13 protein-coding genes are annotated in these 16,103 nt (G+C 62.4%); 6 read left to right on the top strand and 7 right to left on the bottom strand.

The genetic code is table 11. The features are described from left to right. Nucleotides 1–102: 102 nt before the first annotated feature. The 6 genes from gltA to glmU all read right to left on the bottom strand — a co-directional run bounded on the left by gltA (nt 103) and on the right by glmU (nt 7,865). Nucleotides 103–1,512 carry an NADPH-dependent glutamate synthase gene (gltA, locus tag DWZ01_RS06005; RefSeq protein ID WP_022094914.1) on the bottom strand — a complete coding sequence of 470 codons (1,410 nt, stop codon included), beginning with the start codon at nt 1,510–1,512 and terminating at the stop codon, nt 103–105. Further along, on the bottom strand, nt 1,503–2,342 hold the full coding sequence (locus DWZ01_RS06000; protein ID WP_006235793.1) for a sulfide/dihydroorotate dehydrogenase-like FAD/NAD-binding protein: 840 nt from the start codon (nt 2,340–2,342) through the stop codon (nt 1,503–1,505). The genes gltA and DWZ01_RS06000 overlap by 10 nt, the downstream gene beginning before the upstream one ends. 373 nt (nt 2,343–2,715) lie before the next feature. After that, nucleotides 2,716–3,345 (bottom strand): aminoacyl-tRNA hydrolase, encoded by a 630-nt coding sequence (gene pth / locus DWZ01_RS05995; RefSeq protein WP_006235792.1) that lies wholly within the window; start codon nt 3,343–3,345, stop codon nt 2,716–2,718. Between the two features lie 351 nt (nt 3,346–3,696). Next, the gene (locus DWZ01_RS05990) at nt 3,697–4,824 is read right to left on the bottom strand and encodes a hypothetical protein (protein WP_117769751.1); all 1,128 of its coding nucleotides are present in this window, start codon (nt 4,822–4,824) and stop codon (nt 3,697–3,699) included. Between the two features lie 451 nt (nt 4,825–5,275). After that, nucleotides 5,276–6,262, bottom strand: coding sequence for a ribose-phosphate pyrophosphokinase (locus DWZ01_RS05985; RefSeq protein ID WP_117769752.1), 987 nt, complete (start codon nt 6,260–6,262; stop codon nt 5,276–5,278). 190 nt (nt 6,263–6,452) lie between these two features. After that, complete coding sequence (gene glmU, locus DWZ01_RS05980) at nt 6,453–7,865, bottom strand: bifunctional UDP-N-acetylglucosamine diphosphorylase/glucosamine-1-phosphate N-acetyltransferase GlmU (RefSeq protein WP_117769753.1); 1,413 nt, start codon at nt 7,863–7,865, stop codon at nt 6,453–6,455. 199 nt (nt 7,866–8,064) lie between these two features. On the opposite strand from glmU, the gene DWZ01_RS05975 reads away from it, so the two are divergent. The 3 genes from DWZ01_RS05975 to DWZ01_RS05965 are packed head-to-tail and all read left to right on the top strand — an operon-like array spanning nt 8,065 to nt 11,313. Then, nucleotides 8,065–8,952, top strand: a complete 888-nt coding sequence (locus tag DWZ01_RS05975; protein ID WP_233504600.1) for an energy-coupling factor transporter transmembrane component T — start codon at nt 8,065–8,067, stop codon at nt 8,950–8,952. After that, nucleotides 8,952–10,595 (top strand): ABC transporter ATP-binding protein, encoded by a 1,644-nt coding sequence (locus DWZ01_RS05970; RefSeq protein ID WP_117769754.1) that lies wholly within the window; start codon nt 8,952–8,954, stop codon nt 10,593–10,595. The genes DWZ01_RS05975 and DWZ01_RS05970 overlap by 1 nt, the downstream gene beginning before the upstream one ends. 4 nt (nt 10,596–10,599) lie before the next feature. Next, nucleotides 10,600–11,313 carry a DUF6580 family putative transport protein gene (locus DWZ01_RS05965; protein ID WP_117769755.1) on the top strand — a complete coding sequence of 238 codons (714 nt, stop codon included), beginning with the start codon at nt 10,600–10,602 and terminating at the stop codon, nt 11,311–11,313. A gap of 539 nt (nt 11,314–11,852) precedes the next feature. Here DWZ01_RS05965 and DWZ01_RS05960 read toward each other — a convergent pair. Beyond that, on the bottom strand, nt 11,853–12,671 hold the full coding sequence (locus tag DWZ01_RS05960; protein ID WP_117848375.1) for an exodeoxyribonuclease III: 819 nt from the start codon (nt 12,669–12,671) through the stop codon (nt 11,853–11,855). Nucleotides 12,672–12,806: 135 nt separating this feature from the next. Between DWZ01_RS05960 and DWZ01_RS05955 the strand changes: the two genes are divergently transcribed. The 3 genes from DWZ01_RS05955 (at nt 12,807) to DWZ01_RS05945 (ending at nt 16,099) form a co-directional block, all read left to right on the top strand. Next, a complete protein-coding gene (locus DWZ01_RS05955; RefSeq protein WP_117848374.1) occupies nt 12,807–13,559 on the top strand; it encodes an NAD-dependent protein deacylase in 753 nt (250 codons plus the stop codon). A 95-nt stretch (nt 13,560–13,654) separates the two neighbouring features. After that, on the top strand, nt 13,655–15,397 hold the full coding sequence (gene folP, locus DWZ01_RS05950) for a dihydropteroate synthase (protein WP_117769758.1): 1,743 nt from the start codon (nt 13,655–13,657) through the stop codon (nt 15,395–15,397). Next, entirely contained in the window at nt 15,398–16,099 is a 702-nt protein-coding gene (locus DWZ01_RS05945) for a hypothetical protein (RefSeq protein ID WP_117769759.1), read from the top strand. Nucleotides 16,100–16,103 lie beyond the last annotated feature (4 nt).

The raw sequence follows: 16,103 nt of genomic DNA, 5'->3' as shown, positions 1-16,103 counted from the left end.
GCCATAAAAAAGCCTCCCATTTCTTGTGTCCAAGAAATGGGAGGCAGTTCAGGCGTGTGCTCGACGGGGACTTTGCCGTTTGGTGGCTAGCGCCGCAGGTGATTACTCGCCCAGCAGGCTCTTGGTGATCGAAGCGGCGGCCTTCTTGCCGGCGCCCATCGCCAGAATGACCGTAGCGGCACCGGTGACGATGTCACCGCCGGCCCAGATGCGGGGATCGGTGGTCTGGCCGGTCTCCTCGTCGGCAACGATGTAGCCCCACTTGTTGAGCTCCATCTTGCCGCCGATCTTTTTTGCGAAGGGGTTGGCGTTGGTGCCGATAGCCGAGATCGCGACGTCGCAGGGGATCTCCTCGATGGCGCCCTCGATGGGCACCGGGCGACGACGGCCGGACTCGTCGGGCTCGCCGAGCTCCATCTTCTGGACCTTGACGGCGCACACGGAGCCGTCTTCGCCAGCGACAAACTCGAGCGGGGAGACAAGCGGCAGAACCTCGACGCCCTCGGCCTTGGCATGGTGCAGCTCGGCGCGACGGCAGGGCATCTCGTCCTCGGTACGGCGGTAAGCGATGATGGCGTGCTCGGCGCCCAGACGCTTGGCGGTACGGACGGCGTCCATAGCCACGTTGCCGCCGCCAAAGACAACGACGTTCTTGCCGTGCTTGGTGGGGGTGTCGTACTCGGGGAACTTGTTGGCCTTCATCAGGTTCACGCGGGTGAGGTACTCGTTTGCGAAGAAGACGTTGGGCAGGTTCTCGCCGGGGACGTTGAGGAACTTGGGCAGGCCAGCGCCGGTCGCCACGTAGATGGCGTCGAAGCCCTGCTCGAACAGCTCCTCGGCCGTGGCCATGTTGCCCACGACGGAGTTGTACTCAAACTTGACGCCCATGTCCTCCAGGCCGTCAATCTCGCGCTTGACGACCGCCTTGGGCAGACGGAACTCGGGGATGCCGTAGACCAGCACGCCGCCGCCGGTGAAGAAGGCCTCGAAGACGGTAACGTCAAAGCCGTTACGGGCGAGCTCGCCGGCGCAGGTGATGCCGGACGGGCCGGAGCCGACGACGGCGACCTTCTTGCCGTTCTTGGGGGCCATCTTGGGCGTGGAGGCGAGCTCGGGGCGATCACCCAGGAAGCGCTCGAGCTGGCCGATGGCCACGGGCTCGGACTTCTTACCACGGATGCACTTGCCCTCGCACTGGTTCTCCTGCGGGCAGACGCGGCCGCAGATGGCGGGAAGCATGGAGTCCTCGCGGATGGTATCGAGAGCGCCGCCGAAGTCCTTCGCGCGGATCTGCTCGATAAAGCGGGGAATGTTGATGTTGACGGGGCAGCCCTCAACACAGAACGGCTTCTTGCAGTTGAGGCAGCGCTCGGCCTCGGCCAGCGCCATCTCCTCGGTGAAGCCCTTGTCGACGGGGCGGAAGTCGCAGGCGCGCTCGGCAGCCGGCTCCTCGTTATCGGGGGTGCGGGGCGACTTCATATCGGCAACGAAACGACCGTTAACTAGTGGCATGCGCAGCTCTTTTCCTCATAGGCCTTGAGGGACTCGCCCTCTTCGGAACGGTAAGCGGCCTGGCGGGCACGAAGGTCATCCCAGTCGACCAGGGTGGCATCGAAGTCGGGGCCGTCGACGCAAGCGAACTTGGTCACGCCGCCCACCTCGACGCGGCAGCAGCCGCACATACCGGTGCCGTCAACCATGATGGGGTTGAGGGACGCGGTGATGGGGGTGTCGTACTTCTGGGCGGTGAGGGTCGAGAACTTCATCATCGGAACGGGGCCGACACAGAAGACCTGGCTCACGGCCTTGTCCTGCAGTAGGCGCTCCAGCGGAGCGGTAACAACGCCCTGCTCGCCGTAGGAACCGTCGTCAGTGGTGATGTGGATGTGGTCCTCGTCGAGGAGCTCGCGGAACTGGTCCTCCATGAGCAGGAGGTCCTTGGTGCGGGCGCCCATGATGGCGTGCACCTCGTGACCGGTCTCGACCAGGTGCTTGGCGACCGGGAAGGCAATTGCCAGGCCGACGCCGCCGCCAATGACGGCGCAGGGGCCCTCGGCCATCTCGGTGGGAACGCCCAGCGGGCCCACGACGTCGCGCAGCGACTCGCCGGCCTCGTAGGTGGAAAGCATTTCGGTGGTCTTGCCGATCACCATGAAGATGAACTCGACCCAGCCCTCGTCACCGTTCCAGCCGGCCAGGGTAAACGGGACGCGCTCGCCCGTCTCGTTGGCGCGAACCATGAGGAACTGTCCAGCGTGCGCATGCTTGGCGATTGCAGGCGCCTCGATGCGGAACTTGAACACCTTCTCCGAGAACTGCGTCTTCTCCAGGATCTTATACATAGAACCCCTCTCTTGTTAGGGCCGCCGAACCGTGCCTCCACGGAAATGGACGGTAGCCCGAATAAAACCGTACGCGCACAGGCGTTGTGCAGACATACGGTGCAAATTATACCCTCATGGACATGTCACTTACGTGTGTCTTCGGCTGTTGGGAGCAGGGTTTATCCACTTTGGCCTACCAAAGGGGAGAGGTTTATTTTGGTCAGTTTTATCAGGTAAAACGGCAAATGGGGCCGGCCTCGGGTTGTGATGAGGCCGGCCCCCTTTGGGGTGCTATGCATGTATGTCGGCGCGCGGTTGATTGCGATGCCGCAACTGGGGCGTTTCCGCAGGTAAAACCTGCCAAAATAAACCTGTTCCTAAATGATAGGTTTTAGTGCTTGCCGTTGGCGGAGGCGGCGCCGTTGACATGGTCGCGGGCATAGACCACGCCGTGCACGATCGCCAGGCCGGCGGCGTCGGCCGCGCGGGCGCAGGTGTCCTGGAAATCCTCGGCCTCGCGGGCGCGCAGCTGCTTAAGAACGTAGTCGGCGACGGCCATCTTGCCGGGAGGGTTGCCGATGCCGGTGCGGATGCGGCTGAAGTCGCGGCTGCCCATCTTGTCGATGATGGAGCGCAGGCCGTTGTGACCGGCGTGGCCGCCGCCCACCTTAACGCGGACGTCGCCGGCGGGAATATCGAGCTCGTCGTGGATTACGAGCAGCTCCTCGGCCTTGATCTTGTACTCGCGGCAGAGCTTGGAGATGGGGCCACCCGAGGTATTCATATACGACTGCGGCTTGACCAGTACAATCTGGCGCTTACCGCCCTCTTCCTCGGGATCGTTGATGTTGATGAGCGCGACCTCGGCGCCTGCTTGGTTTTTCCAGTACGTGACGCCGGCCTGACGGGCCAGCTCGTCGATTGCTTTGAAACCAGCGTTGTGACGGGTCTCGGCATATTCCTCGCCAGGGTTGCCAAGTCCGGCAACCATGCGAATCTTAAGCGGCTGTGCAGCTGCCATGTTTATCCTTTCGTTGATTTGTCGCCTGCTATGGTGAGCGACCCTGTTGCCGCTGTCAAATGGAGGGTAATTGAGGGCGTTTAGGGGCGTTTGGACGGCCGTCGAAATCAGAGGTGGACAGTTAGTTCAGATACGTATAAGTTCTGAGGACTCGAAGTGCTCAATTCAATGCCGATACGTTGTTTCGGAGCTTTAGTTAGTCCATATGGCGCTGTTTTGAAGTCTACCCTGCCTTCAAATAGGGCGAATGGTATAGAGATAGCTGCAAAACAGCCTAATTCAATGTGTCCATCTATACGTATCTGAACTAACTGTCCAGTCCTGTTCGGCGGCGCGCGGGTGATTCGCCGTTTAGACCGCCGCAAGGCCGATTCCAGCCCGCAGAGCGTTGAGCCAAGCGGCCTGACGCTTGCGATAGCCCTTGATACGGTATCGGAATCGGACTCCCGCGAGTCGATGCATCGTTTGGGCGAAGGCTTCGAGTGCAACAAGGTCTTTCATTTGGTCGCGATTGATAACCAGGACGTGGATGCCCATTGCCTTGAGGCCATTATTTCGATTGCCATCGTGGATGCGAGCGTTTTGAAGCTCATGCCCAATTCCGTTGTATTCGTTGTCGACTCCGGCTGCCGGGCAATATAGGTCGCAGATGGCATAGGGGATGCCCGAGGACATGTTGACCGCAAGAGTGTCGAAGTCGATTCGATAGTTGAGTAGCAGGCCTCCCATGGGCAGACTGCAACATCCGAATCCTCCAAAGCGCATGGGCGCTCCGAGAACGGCAAACATTAGGGATTCGGCTGGGGATGCAGATCCGGGTCGGGCAAGTTTGACTGCCGTGCGAAACGATGTGTATGAGCTACTTTTGGCAAGCTGTGCAACAGCCTCGAGATCTTCGATGGTCGTGGCGGGCTCGCATTTGTAGTGTGCCTGTTCGTAGCGGGTTTCGTTCTGCTGTTCGGTCGCCGACTGGTCGCCCCGGCAATCGAGGTCGTCCATCGCTTCGTAGTCATCGCCCTCGGGCCAGATGCCGTCATAGGCAATGGGGTATGTTGCCCCGGGAGGAAGGGAGTAGGTTCCGAGCAGTTCCATGAGAAGCATCAGGGTTTTGGCGACTGATTCATTTTTGGAACAAAGCATGGCTGTCATGGCGGGAGACGTTGCGTAGATGTCGGCCTCGACGTGCATAATTGCACCTTCAGGAAGAGGAGCGGAGAGAATATGCTGAAGAAGTCGCCTGTCGCGGCGTCTGTTGTCTTCGTTTGAAACGAGAAGATCGAGCAGTTCGGAATCATCTTCATTCCAGGCGTCGAGTATCGAAAGTGCACCAAAGTCTATCGCGTCATTGTTGGGAATACAGCTAGCCAAGGCATGTGCTTGCTGTTCGCTATCAACGAAGTCCCAGGGTAGGGCAGAGTACGCCCGTCGTGCGCGACGAATTGCGCGGAGGGCGGAGAGATGTGAAATCACGGTCGTCATAGCTATAACGTACTAAGTTGGCGGCAGAATGCGACCGCCATACCGTTCTTTTCGCTCAGCGGGGCGCTGCGCGCCATGAACGGCTGGGTGTTATGAATTCGGTGGAATCGGTTGAGGGGATTGCAGGAAATTGAGCTCTGCCGCGAAGGTTGACGATAGCTGCTGGACAGTTAGTTCAGATACGTATAAGGCAGCGGCGTTCGAGGCGTTTCTAAGGGCCTTTGAGGGCGATTTGAGGATAAATATGCAGCGGTTGTACTCGAAAACGATGAGCTTTGGACGGCATGGCATGCGCCGGGGAGGTCAGAAGGCTCCGAACGGTCCTTTGGAGCTTTAGAAAAATACGTATCTGAACTAATTGTCCAGGGCGGGTTGACGAGGGATAGAAAAAGGGTCGGAAGCGAGCTTCCGACCCTTTAAAAGCATCAAAGATGATGCGATGCGCGTTGGATTACAGCGCGAAGTCGCCGCCGACGAGCGTGGAGACGGGCTCCTCGTGGTAAACGGCGGAGATGGCCTGAGCGAACTCCTCGGCGACCGAGATGGTCTTGATCTTGCCGCCGACCTCGACGGGAATGGCGTCGGTGACGACGCACTCGACGATCGGGGCGTCGTTCAGACGCTCGATGGCCGGACCGGAGAAGATACCGTGGGTGGCGCAGACGTAGATATCGCCAGCGCCCATAGCCTTGAGCTCCTTGACGTTGGCGCACAGGGTGCCAGCGGTGTCGATCATGTCGTCGTTGATGATGCAGGTCTTGCCCTTGATGTCACCGATGATGCCCATGACCTCGGCGGCGTTGTGGCGCGGACGGCCCTTGTGGGCGATGGCCAGGTCGCAGCCGAGCATGTCGGACAGCTTCTTGGCGGCCTTGGCGCGGCCCACATCGGGGGAGACGACAACCAGGTTGTCGGTGTCGAAGTTCATGGCGTTGTAGTACTGGCCAAACAGCGGCAGTGCGGACAGGTGGTTGACCGGGATATCGAAGAAGCCCTGGATCTGACCCTGGTGCAGGTCGAGGGTGATGATGCGGTCGACGCCGGCGCGCTCGAGCAGGTTGGCGACGAGGCGGGCGGTGATGGGCTCGCGCGGGCCGGCCTTGCGGTCCTGGCGGGCATAGCCGTAGTGGGTGATGACGGCGGTGATGGAGCGGGCGGATGCGCGCTTGGCAGCGTCGGTGGCGATGAGCAGCTCCATGAGCATGTCGTTGACGTTGCCGCCGGCCACGGACTGAATCAGGAAGACGTCGGCGCCGCGGACGGTCTCGTCGTAGCGGGCGTAAATCTCACCGTTGGCGAACTGCTTTAGCGTAAGGCCCGAAAGCTCGACCCCAAGGTACTCAGCGATCTTCTGAGCGAGGGGACGGTTGGAGGAACCGGAATACACGCGGATGGACTTGCGCATATTCTCCGACTTCTCGGGATCATTAATCGGCATTACCCTTCTCCTTTATATCGAATGCCATATAGATGCCTTTTTGCATTGTAACCGTGCGGCGGGGTTAATCGGGTCTTGATAACGTCTTTACCGTCAACGGACACGAACCGACCACTCATCCGGTCGCGCAGGTCACGATAGAAAAAGGAGCCGTCCCCATGGAACAGCTCCTTTTGTGCTTGGCGAAACGTTATGCCTCGTCGTCCTCGTGCAGACGGCGGCGATAATCGGCGGCCCAGCCCTCAATATTTACCTGACGGGCGCGGCCCAGACCGAGTGCGTCGGCCGGGACCGGCTCGGTGATGACGGAGCCGGCGGCCACGAGTGCGCCGTCGCCAATCTGGGCGGGCGCGACCATCATGGTGTCGGAACCGATGAAGGCATCTTTGCCGATGACGGTCTTGTGCTTGTGGACGCCGTCGTAGTTGCAGGTGATAGAGCCCGCGCCCACGTTGACGCCGGAGCCCATGGTGGTGTCGCCGATGTAGGACAGGTGCGGCACCTTGGAGCCCTCGCCGATCGTGGACTTCTTAATCTCCACATGCGTGCCGGCCTTGGAGCCGTCGAGCATATGGGTGCCCGGGCGCAGGTAGGCGCGCGGACCGCAGTCGACGCCGTTCTCGATGACGGCCTCGATGGCGATGGTCTCATCGATGGTGCAGCCGCTGCCGACAGTGGTGTCGGTGAGGCGGCTGTTGGGGCCGAGCTGGCACTCCTCGCCCACGGTGACGTGGCCGATCAGGTGCGTCTGCGGCCACACGATGGTGTCGCGGCCGATGACGGCATCGGGGCCGATCCAAGCCTGCGTGGGGTCGATGAAGGTGACGCCCTCGGCCATCCAGTGCTCGTTGATGCGGTCGCGCGCGATGGCGGTGAGCTGCGCGAGCTGGATGCGGCTGTTGACGCCCAGGCCGTCGCGGTAGTCGTCGCAGTGGAAGATGGAGACTGCCTGGCCGTGACCCTTGAGGATTTCGAGCATGTCGGGCAGGTAGTACTCGGACTGCGCGTTGTCGTTGCCGATCTCGTTAATGTGGGCGGCAAGCTGCGCGCCGTCGAAGGCGTAGCAGCCGGCGTTGCACTCCAGCAGCGTGGCGGCCTGCTCGGGCGTGCAGTCCTTCTGCTCGATGATGCGCTCGATCTGGCCGTCGGCGCCCAGCTTGATGCGGCCGTAGCCGAAGGGGTCGGGCGGGGTCATGGTCATGACGGTGCAGGCGAGCTCGCCGGTGGCGACGGTCTGCGCGAACTTGGCGACGGTGTCGGCGGTGATGAGCGGCAGGTCGCCGTTAAGCACGACGACGGGGCCTTGCGTGATGCCGCAGGCCTCGAGCGCGACCTTTACGGCGTGGCCGGTGCCCAGGCGTTCGGTCTGCTCGACGCACTCGACCTTGGTGGCGCCGTTGGCGTAGGCGCCATCGATGAGGGCGCGCATCTCGTCGGCGTGGCTGCCGATGACGACCACGACGCGGCTGCAGCCGGCCTTGATGGTGGCGTCGACGATCCACTGGACCATGGGCTTACCCAGGATCTTGTGCGAAACCTTGCAGTGGTTCGACTTCATGCGGGTGCCCTCGCCGGCGGCGAGGATAATTGCGGTTGCGTCCATGTGATCTCCTGTTACGTTATAGAGACGTGTGTTTGGAAACGATACACGGCGCAATATGATACCGCAGGCATATGATGAGCGCGTAACGATTGGCGCGCGGCAGCTGAGGTTTGGGCCGGCGGTGTGGCGTTTGCGCTGGTTGCGGGTGGTGCCGGCAGTGCTTCGGCGTCGGTGATTTGGCGGGAGGGCGGGGATGCCTATGGACAACATGCGAGAGGGTTCGGGCGCCGAGTCCGTGGGGGCATTTTCGATGTCGCATCCGGCGGTGCCGGCGCTCTACATGGTGCTGACGTTGGGGCTCACCATGTTCTCGATGCAGCCGGTGCTGATCGCGCTGTCGCTTGCGGGCGGGCTGGCGTACGGGCTTGCGACGCGCGGTGCTGCGCGCACGTTGGGGGCGCTTCGCTGGCAGCTGCCGGTGATTTTGATTATCGCGGTGCTCAATCCGCTGTTTAGTGCATCGGGCTCGACGGAGCTGTTCCGTATTGGCATGCGCGCGGTGTATCTGGAGAGCATGGTTTACGGCCTGTGCATGGGCGGGCTGTTTGTGGCGAGCGTGCTGTGGTTTGAGGCCGCGGCGTCGATGCTCGAATACGACAAGGTACTTGCGCTTTTTGGCAACGCCGCGCCGGTGGTCGCGCTCATGATCTCGATGTGCATGCGGCTTATCCCACAGTTTTTGCGTCGCGGCCGCACGGTGCTGGCGGTGCAGGACGCGATCGATGTACCGGGGCGTGCGCCCACCGATCCCGTGCGATCGCGCCTGCGGGCATCGAGTGTGTTGATGGGCTGGGGCATGGAAGATTCGCTGGAGCGCGCGGACGCGATGCGCTCGCGCGGGTGGGGTGCCGCGACGCGTCGTACGACGTATGCGCGGTATCGGCTGGGGCGCGGCGATGTTGCCGCGCTGGTTGGGCTTGCACTGTTTGGCGTGGTCACGGTGACAGTGGCGTGGACCGCGACGACGCAGTATTCGTTTTATCCTCAGCTCTTGGTGCCGGCGCCGTGGCCGGGCTATGTTGTGTACGCTGCCTGGATGGTGCTGCCTTGCGCGTTGCACGCGAGTGATGAGAAGAGGTTTGGCTGATGGCTCGGTTGGATAGGGGCCCGGTGTCGGGCGCGGCGTGCGGCCCGGATATGCCGGCGATTGAGGTGCGGAGCCTGAGCTTTGCCTACCCCGATGCTGATGCTGCGGTGCTCGAGGGGCTCGACTGGTCTGTTTCCCAAGGTGCATTTGCGCTGCTTGTTGGCGGTACCGGATCGGGTAAGTCGACGCTGCTGTCTCTGCTCAAACCCGAGATCGCTCCGGCGGGCGAGCGCACTGGCGAACTGCGCGTGCTGGGCGAGAACGTCGCCGACATGGATGTGCGGGCATCGGCGGAGCGCGTGGGCTATGTGTTCCAGGATCCCGAGAACCAGATTGTGTGCGAGACCGTGTGGCATGAGATGGCGTTTGGCCTAGAGAATCTGGGTGTGTCGCGCGACGAGATGCGCCGCCGTGTTGCCGAGACCAGCTATTTCTTTGGTCTGGAGGACTGGCTTCATCGTGATACCGATACGCTTTCGGGTGGCCGCAAGCAGCTGCTGTCGCTTGCCGCCGTCCTGGCGCTGCGTCCGCGTGTGCTGCTACTCGACGAGCCCACGTCTCAGCTTGATCCGGTTGCGGAGAAGAATTTCCTGCACGCGCTGTTTCGTGTAAATCGCGAGCTGGGCTGCACGGTTGTTGTGGCGACGCATCAGCCGCGCCCAATGCTCGAATACGCGACGTGTGCGTACCGGATTGAGGATGGCCGCGTGCGCGAGGCGGCGGATATGGCATCTTTGGGACGCCGAGAATCGCTGTTTTCCGATGACACGTTGGGGTGGGGTGCCATCCGATGTGCAAAAAACGGAGTATTCAGCAGGCGTGAGGACAATTTGGGCTCTCTGGAGCCGCCCGGGGACGTATCGAGCGCGAAAAAAAGTTCAGAATTGGACAAATCGTCCGAATTTGTGGCGCAAACGTCGCTCGAGAACGGCTTGGAAGCCTTCTCGCGCACGGATGGAAGTAGAATACTCCAAAAAATGCACGCTGGGTCGGCTACCATCCTGTCGGAAGGTTGGTTTCGCTACGATCGAGCGTCCGGCTGGGTGTTGCGTGGGCTCGATGCGTCGTTTTCGGCCGGTGCGGTGCATGCGGTTGTTGGCGGTAACGGCTGCGGCAAGTCGACGATGCTCTCGGTGCTGGCGAAGACCGCCAAGCTGCAGCGCGGCCGCATGGTGCGCGGAGCGGCCTCGGCGGCGCTGCTGCCTCAGAATCCCAAAGCATTGCTGGTTGCCGAGACGGTTCGCGATGAGCTGATGGAATGGGCCTCGACCTGCGGATATGACGAGAACTTGGCGCGGGAGCGTGCGGCGAGCTTGGGGTTGTCGGGTCTGGATGGACGCCATCCGTACGATCTTTCGGGCGGGCAGCGTCAACTGCTTGCATTGGCAAAACTGCTGCTAATCGGCCCCGAACTGCTATTGCTCGATGAGCCCACCAAGGGTCTAGACCTGTTCAGCCGCCGCATCATCGCCCGCGCCCTGCGTGACCATGCGAAGGCTGGCGGCACCGTCATCATGGCTACGCACGATTTGGACTTTGCCGAGCAGGTAGCCGACGACGTCGCCATGATGTTTGACGGCGAGATTGCCTGCATGGAGCCGCCGGCCGACTTCTTTGCCGACAACGTGTTCTATAGGGCGTGATGGGATGACGGACTGTCGTTTCTCGCGTTTGCTTGCAAAACTGGAGATCCCGCTGTTGTTGGCGGTGCCGGCGGTGATGGCTGCCGCGTTGCTGGCGGGTGTTGAGCAGGCAGCGTTGGCCATGCTGGTTGTGGTGGCGTTGGTGCTTGCGCTGTTCTTTGCGGGTTACGAGGCATCTCGTCCGGGTTTGCGCCAGATTATGCCCACGCTGGTGCTGGCGGTGCTGGCGGCGGCGGGGCGCATCCTGTTTGGGCCCATTCCCGACTTTAAACCGGTGAGCGCCATCGCCATTATCGCGGGGGCGACGCTTGGTCGCCGCAATGGTTTTATGGTTGGCGCGCTGGCTGCGCTGACCAGCAATTTCTTTTTTGGACAGGGCATGTGGACGCCGTGGCAGATGTATGCTTGGGGGCTCGTGGGATACGTTGGCGGTGCGCTGACGTATGCGGGTGCGTTCGACCGCGCCGACGGCACCGTGCGCATGCCAGCACTGCTGGCGTACGGCTTTGCGTCGGGCCTGCTCTATGGCGTCGTGATCAACGCGTATGACATCATTGGTTTTGTGCAGCCGCTTACCTGGGCGGGTGCCGTGGCGCGTCTTGCCACGGCGGTGCCGTTCGATATCACACACGGCCTCGCGACCTGCGTGTTCTTGGTCGCCCTGTACAAGCCCTGGTGTCGCCGCATTAACCGTGTCGTCGTGAAATACGGGCTGTAAGGCTGGTTGCGTCGGAGCGGGAATCAATACTGCCGAAGTGCCATTTTAAAACTATGCCGGTTTACGGGGCTAGATTGGCGCAGGCCGACCATACCGGCTTTTTTCAAAATAGAGCAAGCCGTTTACCTGCGGTTTTATTATTACGGAATTGCGCATGGCTGGGGGTTCGCGATTCAGCCCCGTAAACCGGCATAGTTTTAAAATGGCCGGCTGATACGACGGGCATCGTGGCCCCCAGAGAGCCAAATTGATCCATTTTCTTCCGTCTCCAGATGTCCCCAGGAAATCAGTTGACGGCGCTTGCCACGAAACTGGCCCATCTACTACGTTTAGCTTGATACCCCCGACCATGACCGCGTTTTATGAAAAACCGCAGGCTTTCTACCTGCGGTTTTCTTTTTGCGTTGTTCGCTGTGGTTGAGGGTAGTGGCTTAAACGTAGTAGATGGGCTGGTTTCGTGGCGGACGGGGTCACGCGGGCGCCCCTTGCGCGGGCAAAAGTGATCTGTATTCCTTCGTCCCCGGGGGATCATTTGGGGGCTAGAGCTCTAGCGTGAGGGTGACGGGGCAGTGGTCGCTGCCGAAGATGTCGCCGCGGATGCCGGTGTCGCGTACGTTGTCGGCGATTGCGTCGCTTACCAGGAAGTAGTCGATGCGCCAGCCTGCGTTGTTCTTGCGGGCATTAAAGCGGTAGCTCCACCAGCTGTAGACGCCCTCGACGTCGGGGTTTGCCGCGCGCCAGGTATCGGTAAACCCGGCGTTGAGCAGCTCGGTAAACTTGCCGCGCTCCTCGTCCGAAAAACCGGCGTTGCCGCGGTTGGACTTGGGGTTCTTAAGGTCGATCTCCTCGTGCGCCACGTTAAAGTCGCCGCAGGTTACGACGGGCTTGCCGGTCTCGCGCTCAAGTGCGCTCAAAAAGCCGCGATAGGCATCGTCCCAGGCCATGCGTACATCGATGCGCGCGAGCTCATTTTGGGCGTTGGGCGTGTAGACATCCACGAACCAAAACTTGTCGAACTCGAGCGCGCAGACGCGGCCCTCGGTTGCGGCTTGGGCGACGAGCTCGGCCGCCTCGCCCTCGCCGGCGTAGGGTAGCAGCGCGTCGGCGTGCAGCACGCGCAGCGGTTCCTGGCGGCTAAAGACCGCAGTGCCCGAATAGCCTTTACGCTCGGCGTAGCTCCAGGTTTGGTGATAGCCGGGCAGGTCAATATCGACCTGACCCTCTTGCAGCTTGGTCTCCTGCAGCGCCAAGATGTCGACGTCGAGTTCTTGCGCGATCTGAATAAAGCTCGGGTCCTTTTTGAGCACGGCGCGCAGGCCGTTAACGTTCCACGAGGCAAAGGTGTAAGTCTGAGGCATGGTGTCCTTTCGACGGGGTTGGCAGGCTTAAGATTAACGCAACAGGGGCGGGGTGGGCTCCGCGCATGCTGACTCAAAGGCCGCATGCTGGGACGTCGCCCAACGCTGCCCGACTAACAAGGACGGAGGACTCATATGACGCAGGCAATATCGGACCCCAGGCAGGCCTCCGCCGCGCTGGCGGATCTGTTTGACACCCACAAGCGCGTGGTCTTCTTTGGCGGCGCTGGTGTTTCCACGGCAAGTGGCATCCCCGATTTCCGCAGTGTGGACGGCCTGTATCACCAGCAGTTTGCCTATCCGCCCGAGACCATGCTGTCGCATAGCTTTTACGAGGCGCATCCTGCCGAGTTCTTCGACTTTTACCGCACCAAGATGATCGCGCTTAACGCTAAGCCCAACCGCTGCCACACCAAGCTAGCCGAGCTGGAGCGCGCCGGCAAGCTCGACGCCGTAGTGACGCAAAATATCGACGGCCTGCATCAGATGGCCGGCTCACAGCGCGTGTTCGAGCTGCACGGATCGGTCCATCGCAACATTTGCCAGTCGTGCGGCGCGGTCTATAGCGCCGAGTGGATTTGCTCGCGCGAGCACGAGGATGCCGCGGGCGTGCCTGCGTGCCCCGCGTGCGGCGGCCGCATCAAGCCCGATGTAGTGCTCTACGAAGAGCCGCTCGACGAGCATGTGTTGACCGGTGCCGTTGCCGCCATCGCCGCGGCCGATGCCCTCATTGTAGGCGGGACCTCGCTCGTGGTGTATCCGGCGGCAGGCCTTACGCGATACTTTACCGGCGATACGCTGGCCATATGCAACCTTGCTCCCACCGATCAGGATGCAAATGCCGACCTGCTGATTTCTTGCGACATCGCGGCCACGTTTGCGTTCTAGCCCGCGCGCGCGGATACAATAGAAAGACTGAGTGCAAAGCGACCCCGCCGCCAGCTCCCCAAGCTCGGCGGCGTGGGCATTTTAGGAGGATGCTCATGGCGAACGACAGCAAGACATGGCGGTGCGGAAAGTACGAGCTCAGCTTTGACCGTCCGCGCATCATGGGCGTCCTCAACGTGACGCCCGATTCGTTTAGCGATGGCGGGGAGCACTTCGACCCCGATGCCGCCATCGAGTACGGCCTGGCGATGCTCGACGCCGGCGCCGACATCATCGACGTGGGCGGCGAGTCCACGCGCCCTGGTTTTACCCCGGTCAACCCCGACGAGGAGGCTCGCCGCGTGCTGCCCGTGGTGCGCGCGCTGGCCAAGGAGGGCGCCATCGTCTCGATCGACACGCGTCATGTGGCGGTTGCCAAGGCGGCCGTGCGCTGCGGCGCCTCGATCGTCAACGACGTGACGGGCTTCACTGATCCCAAGATGGTCGAGTTCGTTAAGACGAGCACCTGCGGCGTCATCGTGATGCATGCCGGCGAGGTCGCCGCGCCCGCCCGCACGCACGCAACGGTGCAGCTCGATACCTCGGCTGCGGCGTTTGTTGCCGAGAAGGCACGCGAAGCGGCTGCCGAGGCCGCGCGCGAGGCCGAGAAGCCGGCCCGTCGCCGTCGCGGCAAGTTGCTGGGCGAGCCCAAGGTTGAGGCCAAGCTTCCGGGCGGTGTGGTACAGCCCTCACTGCCGTTTGGCGAGCCGGAGCCCACGTCCGAGCCTGCAAGCGAGCAGGAGACGCCCGCCGCCGAGCGGGCTGCTGCCGCCGAGACCGTCGCGCCCGCACCCGAGGCCGCGCCCGCAGCCACCGAGGCCGAATCGGAGTCCAATGACCGCCTGGCCGCCATGATGCGCCGCAGCGCCCGCCGCGAGGAGGCCTACGTGCCCACCTCTCAGCTCCGCCGCTTTACCCTGCCCGATTCGGCGCCCATCATGCGCCGCGTCATGGGCTTTCTGTCCGACCAGGCCCGCACACTCATCCATGCCGGCGTGTCGCGCGACCGCATCTGCATCGATCCTGGCCCGGGCTTTGGTAAGTCGGCTAACGAGGACATCGTCATCCAGCGCGAGACTGCCAAGATGGCGTCACTGGGCTATCCGCTCATGTGCGCCGTGTCGCGCAAGCGTTTTGTGGGCGCTGTCTCGGGCGTGACCGAGGCCGCCGCGCGCGATGCCGCCACGTTTGGCGTGTGCCTGGGCGCCATCCAGGCCGGTGCCAACATCGTGCGCGTGCACGACGCCGCGGGTTTTGCGCAGTTCCTGAACGGTTACTGGGCCGTCGCCAAGCCGCAGCCGCGCCGTGCGTTTGTGGCCGTGGGCTCCAACCTGGGGCATCGTTGCGACAACATCCGCGCCGCGCGCGACATGATCGCCGAGATTCCGCTCACCTGCGTGTCCAACTCCTCCAAGATCTACGAGAGCGAGCCGGCCTACGAGACGCGCCAGGACGCGTTTGCCAACGCTGTCATCGAGATTAAGACCGAGCTGGCGCCGTTGGTGCTGCTCGACGAGCTCATGAAGATCGAGGTCGAGCTGGGGCGCGACCGCTCCAAAAAGGCCAAGGCCAACGGTCCGCGCACCATCGACCTGGACCTGCTGTGGATGGACGGCGAGACCCACGGCGGCAAAAAGCTGCGCCTGCCGCATCCGCTGATCGGCGAACGCGATTTTGTGCTGGTGCCGCTCGAGGACCTGATGCACGACCCGGCGCGGTTCTTCCGCTACAACGGCGTCGAGGTCAAGGAGCCCGAGGACCGCGTGGGCCATATCGTGGGCGAATTGGGGCGTATGTAGATGATCGAGATGAATGCTGTTGCCGCTGGCACCGAGCTCGACGCGGCGCGCGACGCGGGCCGCGAGGGCATGTCCGCGGGCTGGTGCGCGTGGAGCGCGGGCGATGCATCGCTGATGTTTTCGCTGGTCGTGCGCCCCGATGTGAACATGCATGCCTTCCACGGCCTGCCGTTTGTGGCGGCTATGGGCATGATGGACGCGCTTGTGGGCACGGCTTCGACGCCGGGGTTGGGCCTTGCCGGTAAGGTGGGTATCCAGTGGCCGAGCGATATCGTGTGCGGTGCGCCTGCGTTTGAGACGTCGCTCGCGCGTGTTGCCGTGAACGGCGGTGCCGGTGCTGCGGGCATGTTCGGTGCCGTGACGGTGGATATTGAGCGTTCGGCGCTGAGCGAGCTTGGTGTGGACGTGGCTGACGAAGCGCTGGTCGAGACGCTGGCCGCCGCCGTGCTGGCCCGCGTGGACGCCTGGGCGGTTGTTGCCAACACGCCGCAAGGCGCCGCAGGGCCGCTGGCTCCCGTGCTGGGCGAGTACTTCGACATGGTGCCGCTGCTGGGCCGCCAGGTTGCGGCGGTGTCTCCCAACGGCTTGCCGCTTGCGGTCGGTGTGTTTGCGGGCCTGGACATCTGGGGCCGCGCGACCATCAAGACCGATGCCGGCGAGCAGGAGTTTCCGCCCGAGGCTGTACGAATTCGCGGGCTGTAGCGTC

This window comes from Collinsella sp. AF28-5AC (assembly GCF_003457875.1).
GTDB lineage: Bacteria > Actinomycetota > Coriobacteriia > Coriobacteriales > Coriobacteriaceae > Collinsella.
This window is presented reverse-complemented; position numbering and strand designations above follow the sequence as displayed.

Bases quoted from the DNA above. Each gene is read 5' to 3' on its own strand.
- DWZ01_RS05970 (WP_117769754.1), top strand. From the start codon at position 8,952: ATGGCTCGGTTGGATAGGGGCCCGGTGTCGGGCGCGGCGTGCGGCCCG.
- DWZ01_RS06000 (WP_006235793.1), bottom strand. From the start codon at position 2,342: ATGTATAAGATCCTGGAGAAGACGCAGTTCTCGGAGAAGGTGTTCAAG.
- DWZ01_RS05965 (WP_117769755.1), top strand. From the start codon at position 10,600: ATGACGGACTGTCGTTTCTCGCGTTTGCTTGCAAAACTGGAGATCCCG.
- DWZ01_RS05955 (WP_117848374.1), top strand. From the start codon at position 12,807: ATGACGCAGGCAATATCGGACCCCAGGCAGGCCTCCGCCGCGCTGGCG.
- DWZ01_RS05960 (WP_117848375.1), bottom strand. From the start codon at position 12,671: ATGCCTCAGACTTACACCTTTGCCTCGTGGAACGTTAACGGCCTGCGC.
- DWZ01_RS05975 (WP_233504600.1), top strand. From the start codon at position 8,065: ATGGACAACATGCGAGAGGGTTCGGGCGCCGAGTCCGTGGGGGCATTT.
- DWZ01_RS05945 (WP_117769759.1), top strand. From the start codon at position 15,398: ATGATCGAGATGAATGCTGTTGCCGCTGGCACCGAGCTCGACGCGGCG.
- folP (WP_117769758.1), top strand. From the start codon at position 13,655: ATGGCGAACGACAGCAAGACATGGCGGTGCGGAAAGTACGAGCTCAGC.
- DWZ01_RS05990 (WP_117769751.1), bottom strand. From the start codon at position 4,824: ATGACGACCGTGATTTCACATCTCTCCGCCCTCCGCGCAATTCGTCGC.
- DWZ01_RS05985 (WP_117769752.1), bottom strand. From the start codon at position 6,262: ATGCCGATTAATGATCCCGAGAAGTCGGAGAATATGCGCAAGTCCATC.
- pth (WP_006235792.1), bottom strand. From the start codon at position 3,345: ATGGCAGCTGCACAGCCGCTTAAGATTCGCATGGTTGCCGGACTTGGC.
- glmU (WP_117769753.1), bottom strand. From the start codon at position 7,865: ATGGACGCAACCGCAATTATCCTCGCCGCCGGCGAGGGCACCCGCATG.
- gltA (WP_022094914.1), bottom strand. From the start codon at position 1,512: ATGCCACTAGTTAACGGTCGTTTCGTTGCCGATATGAAGTCGCCCCGC.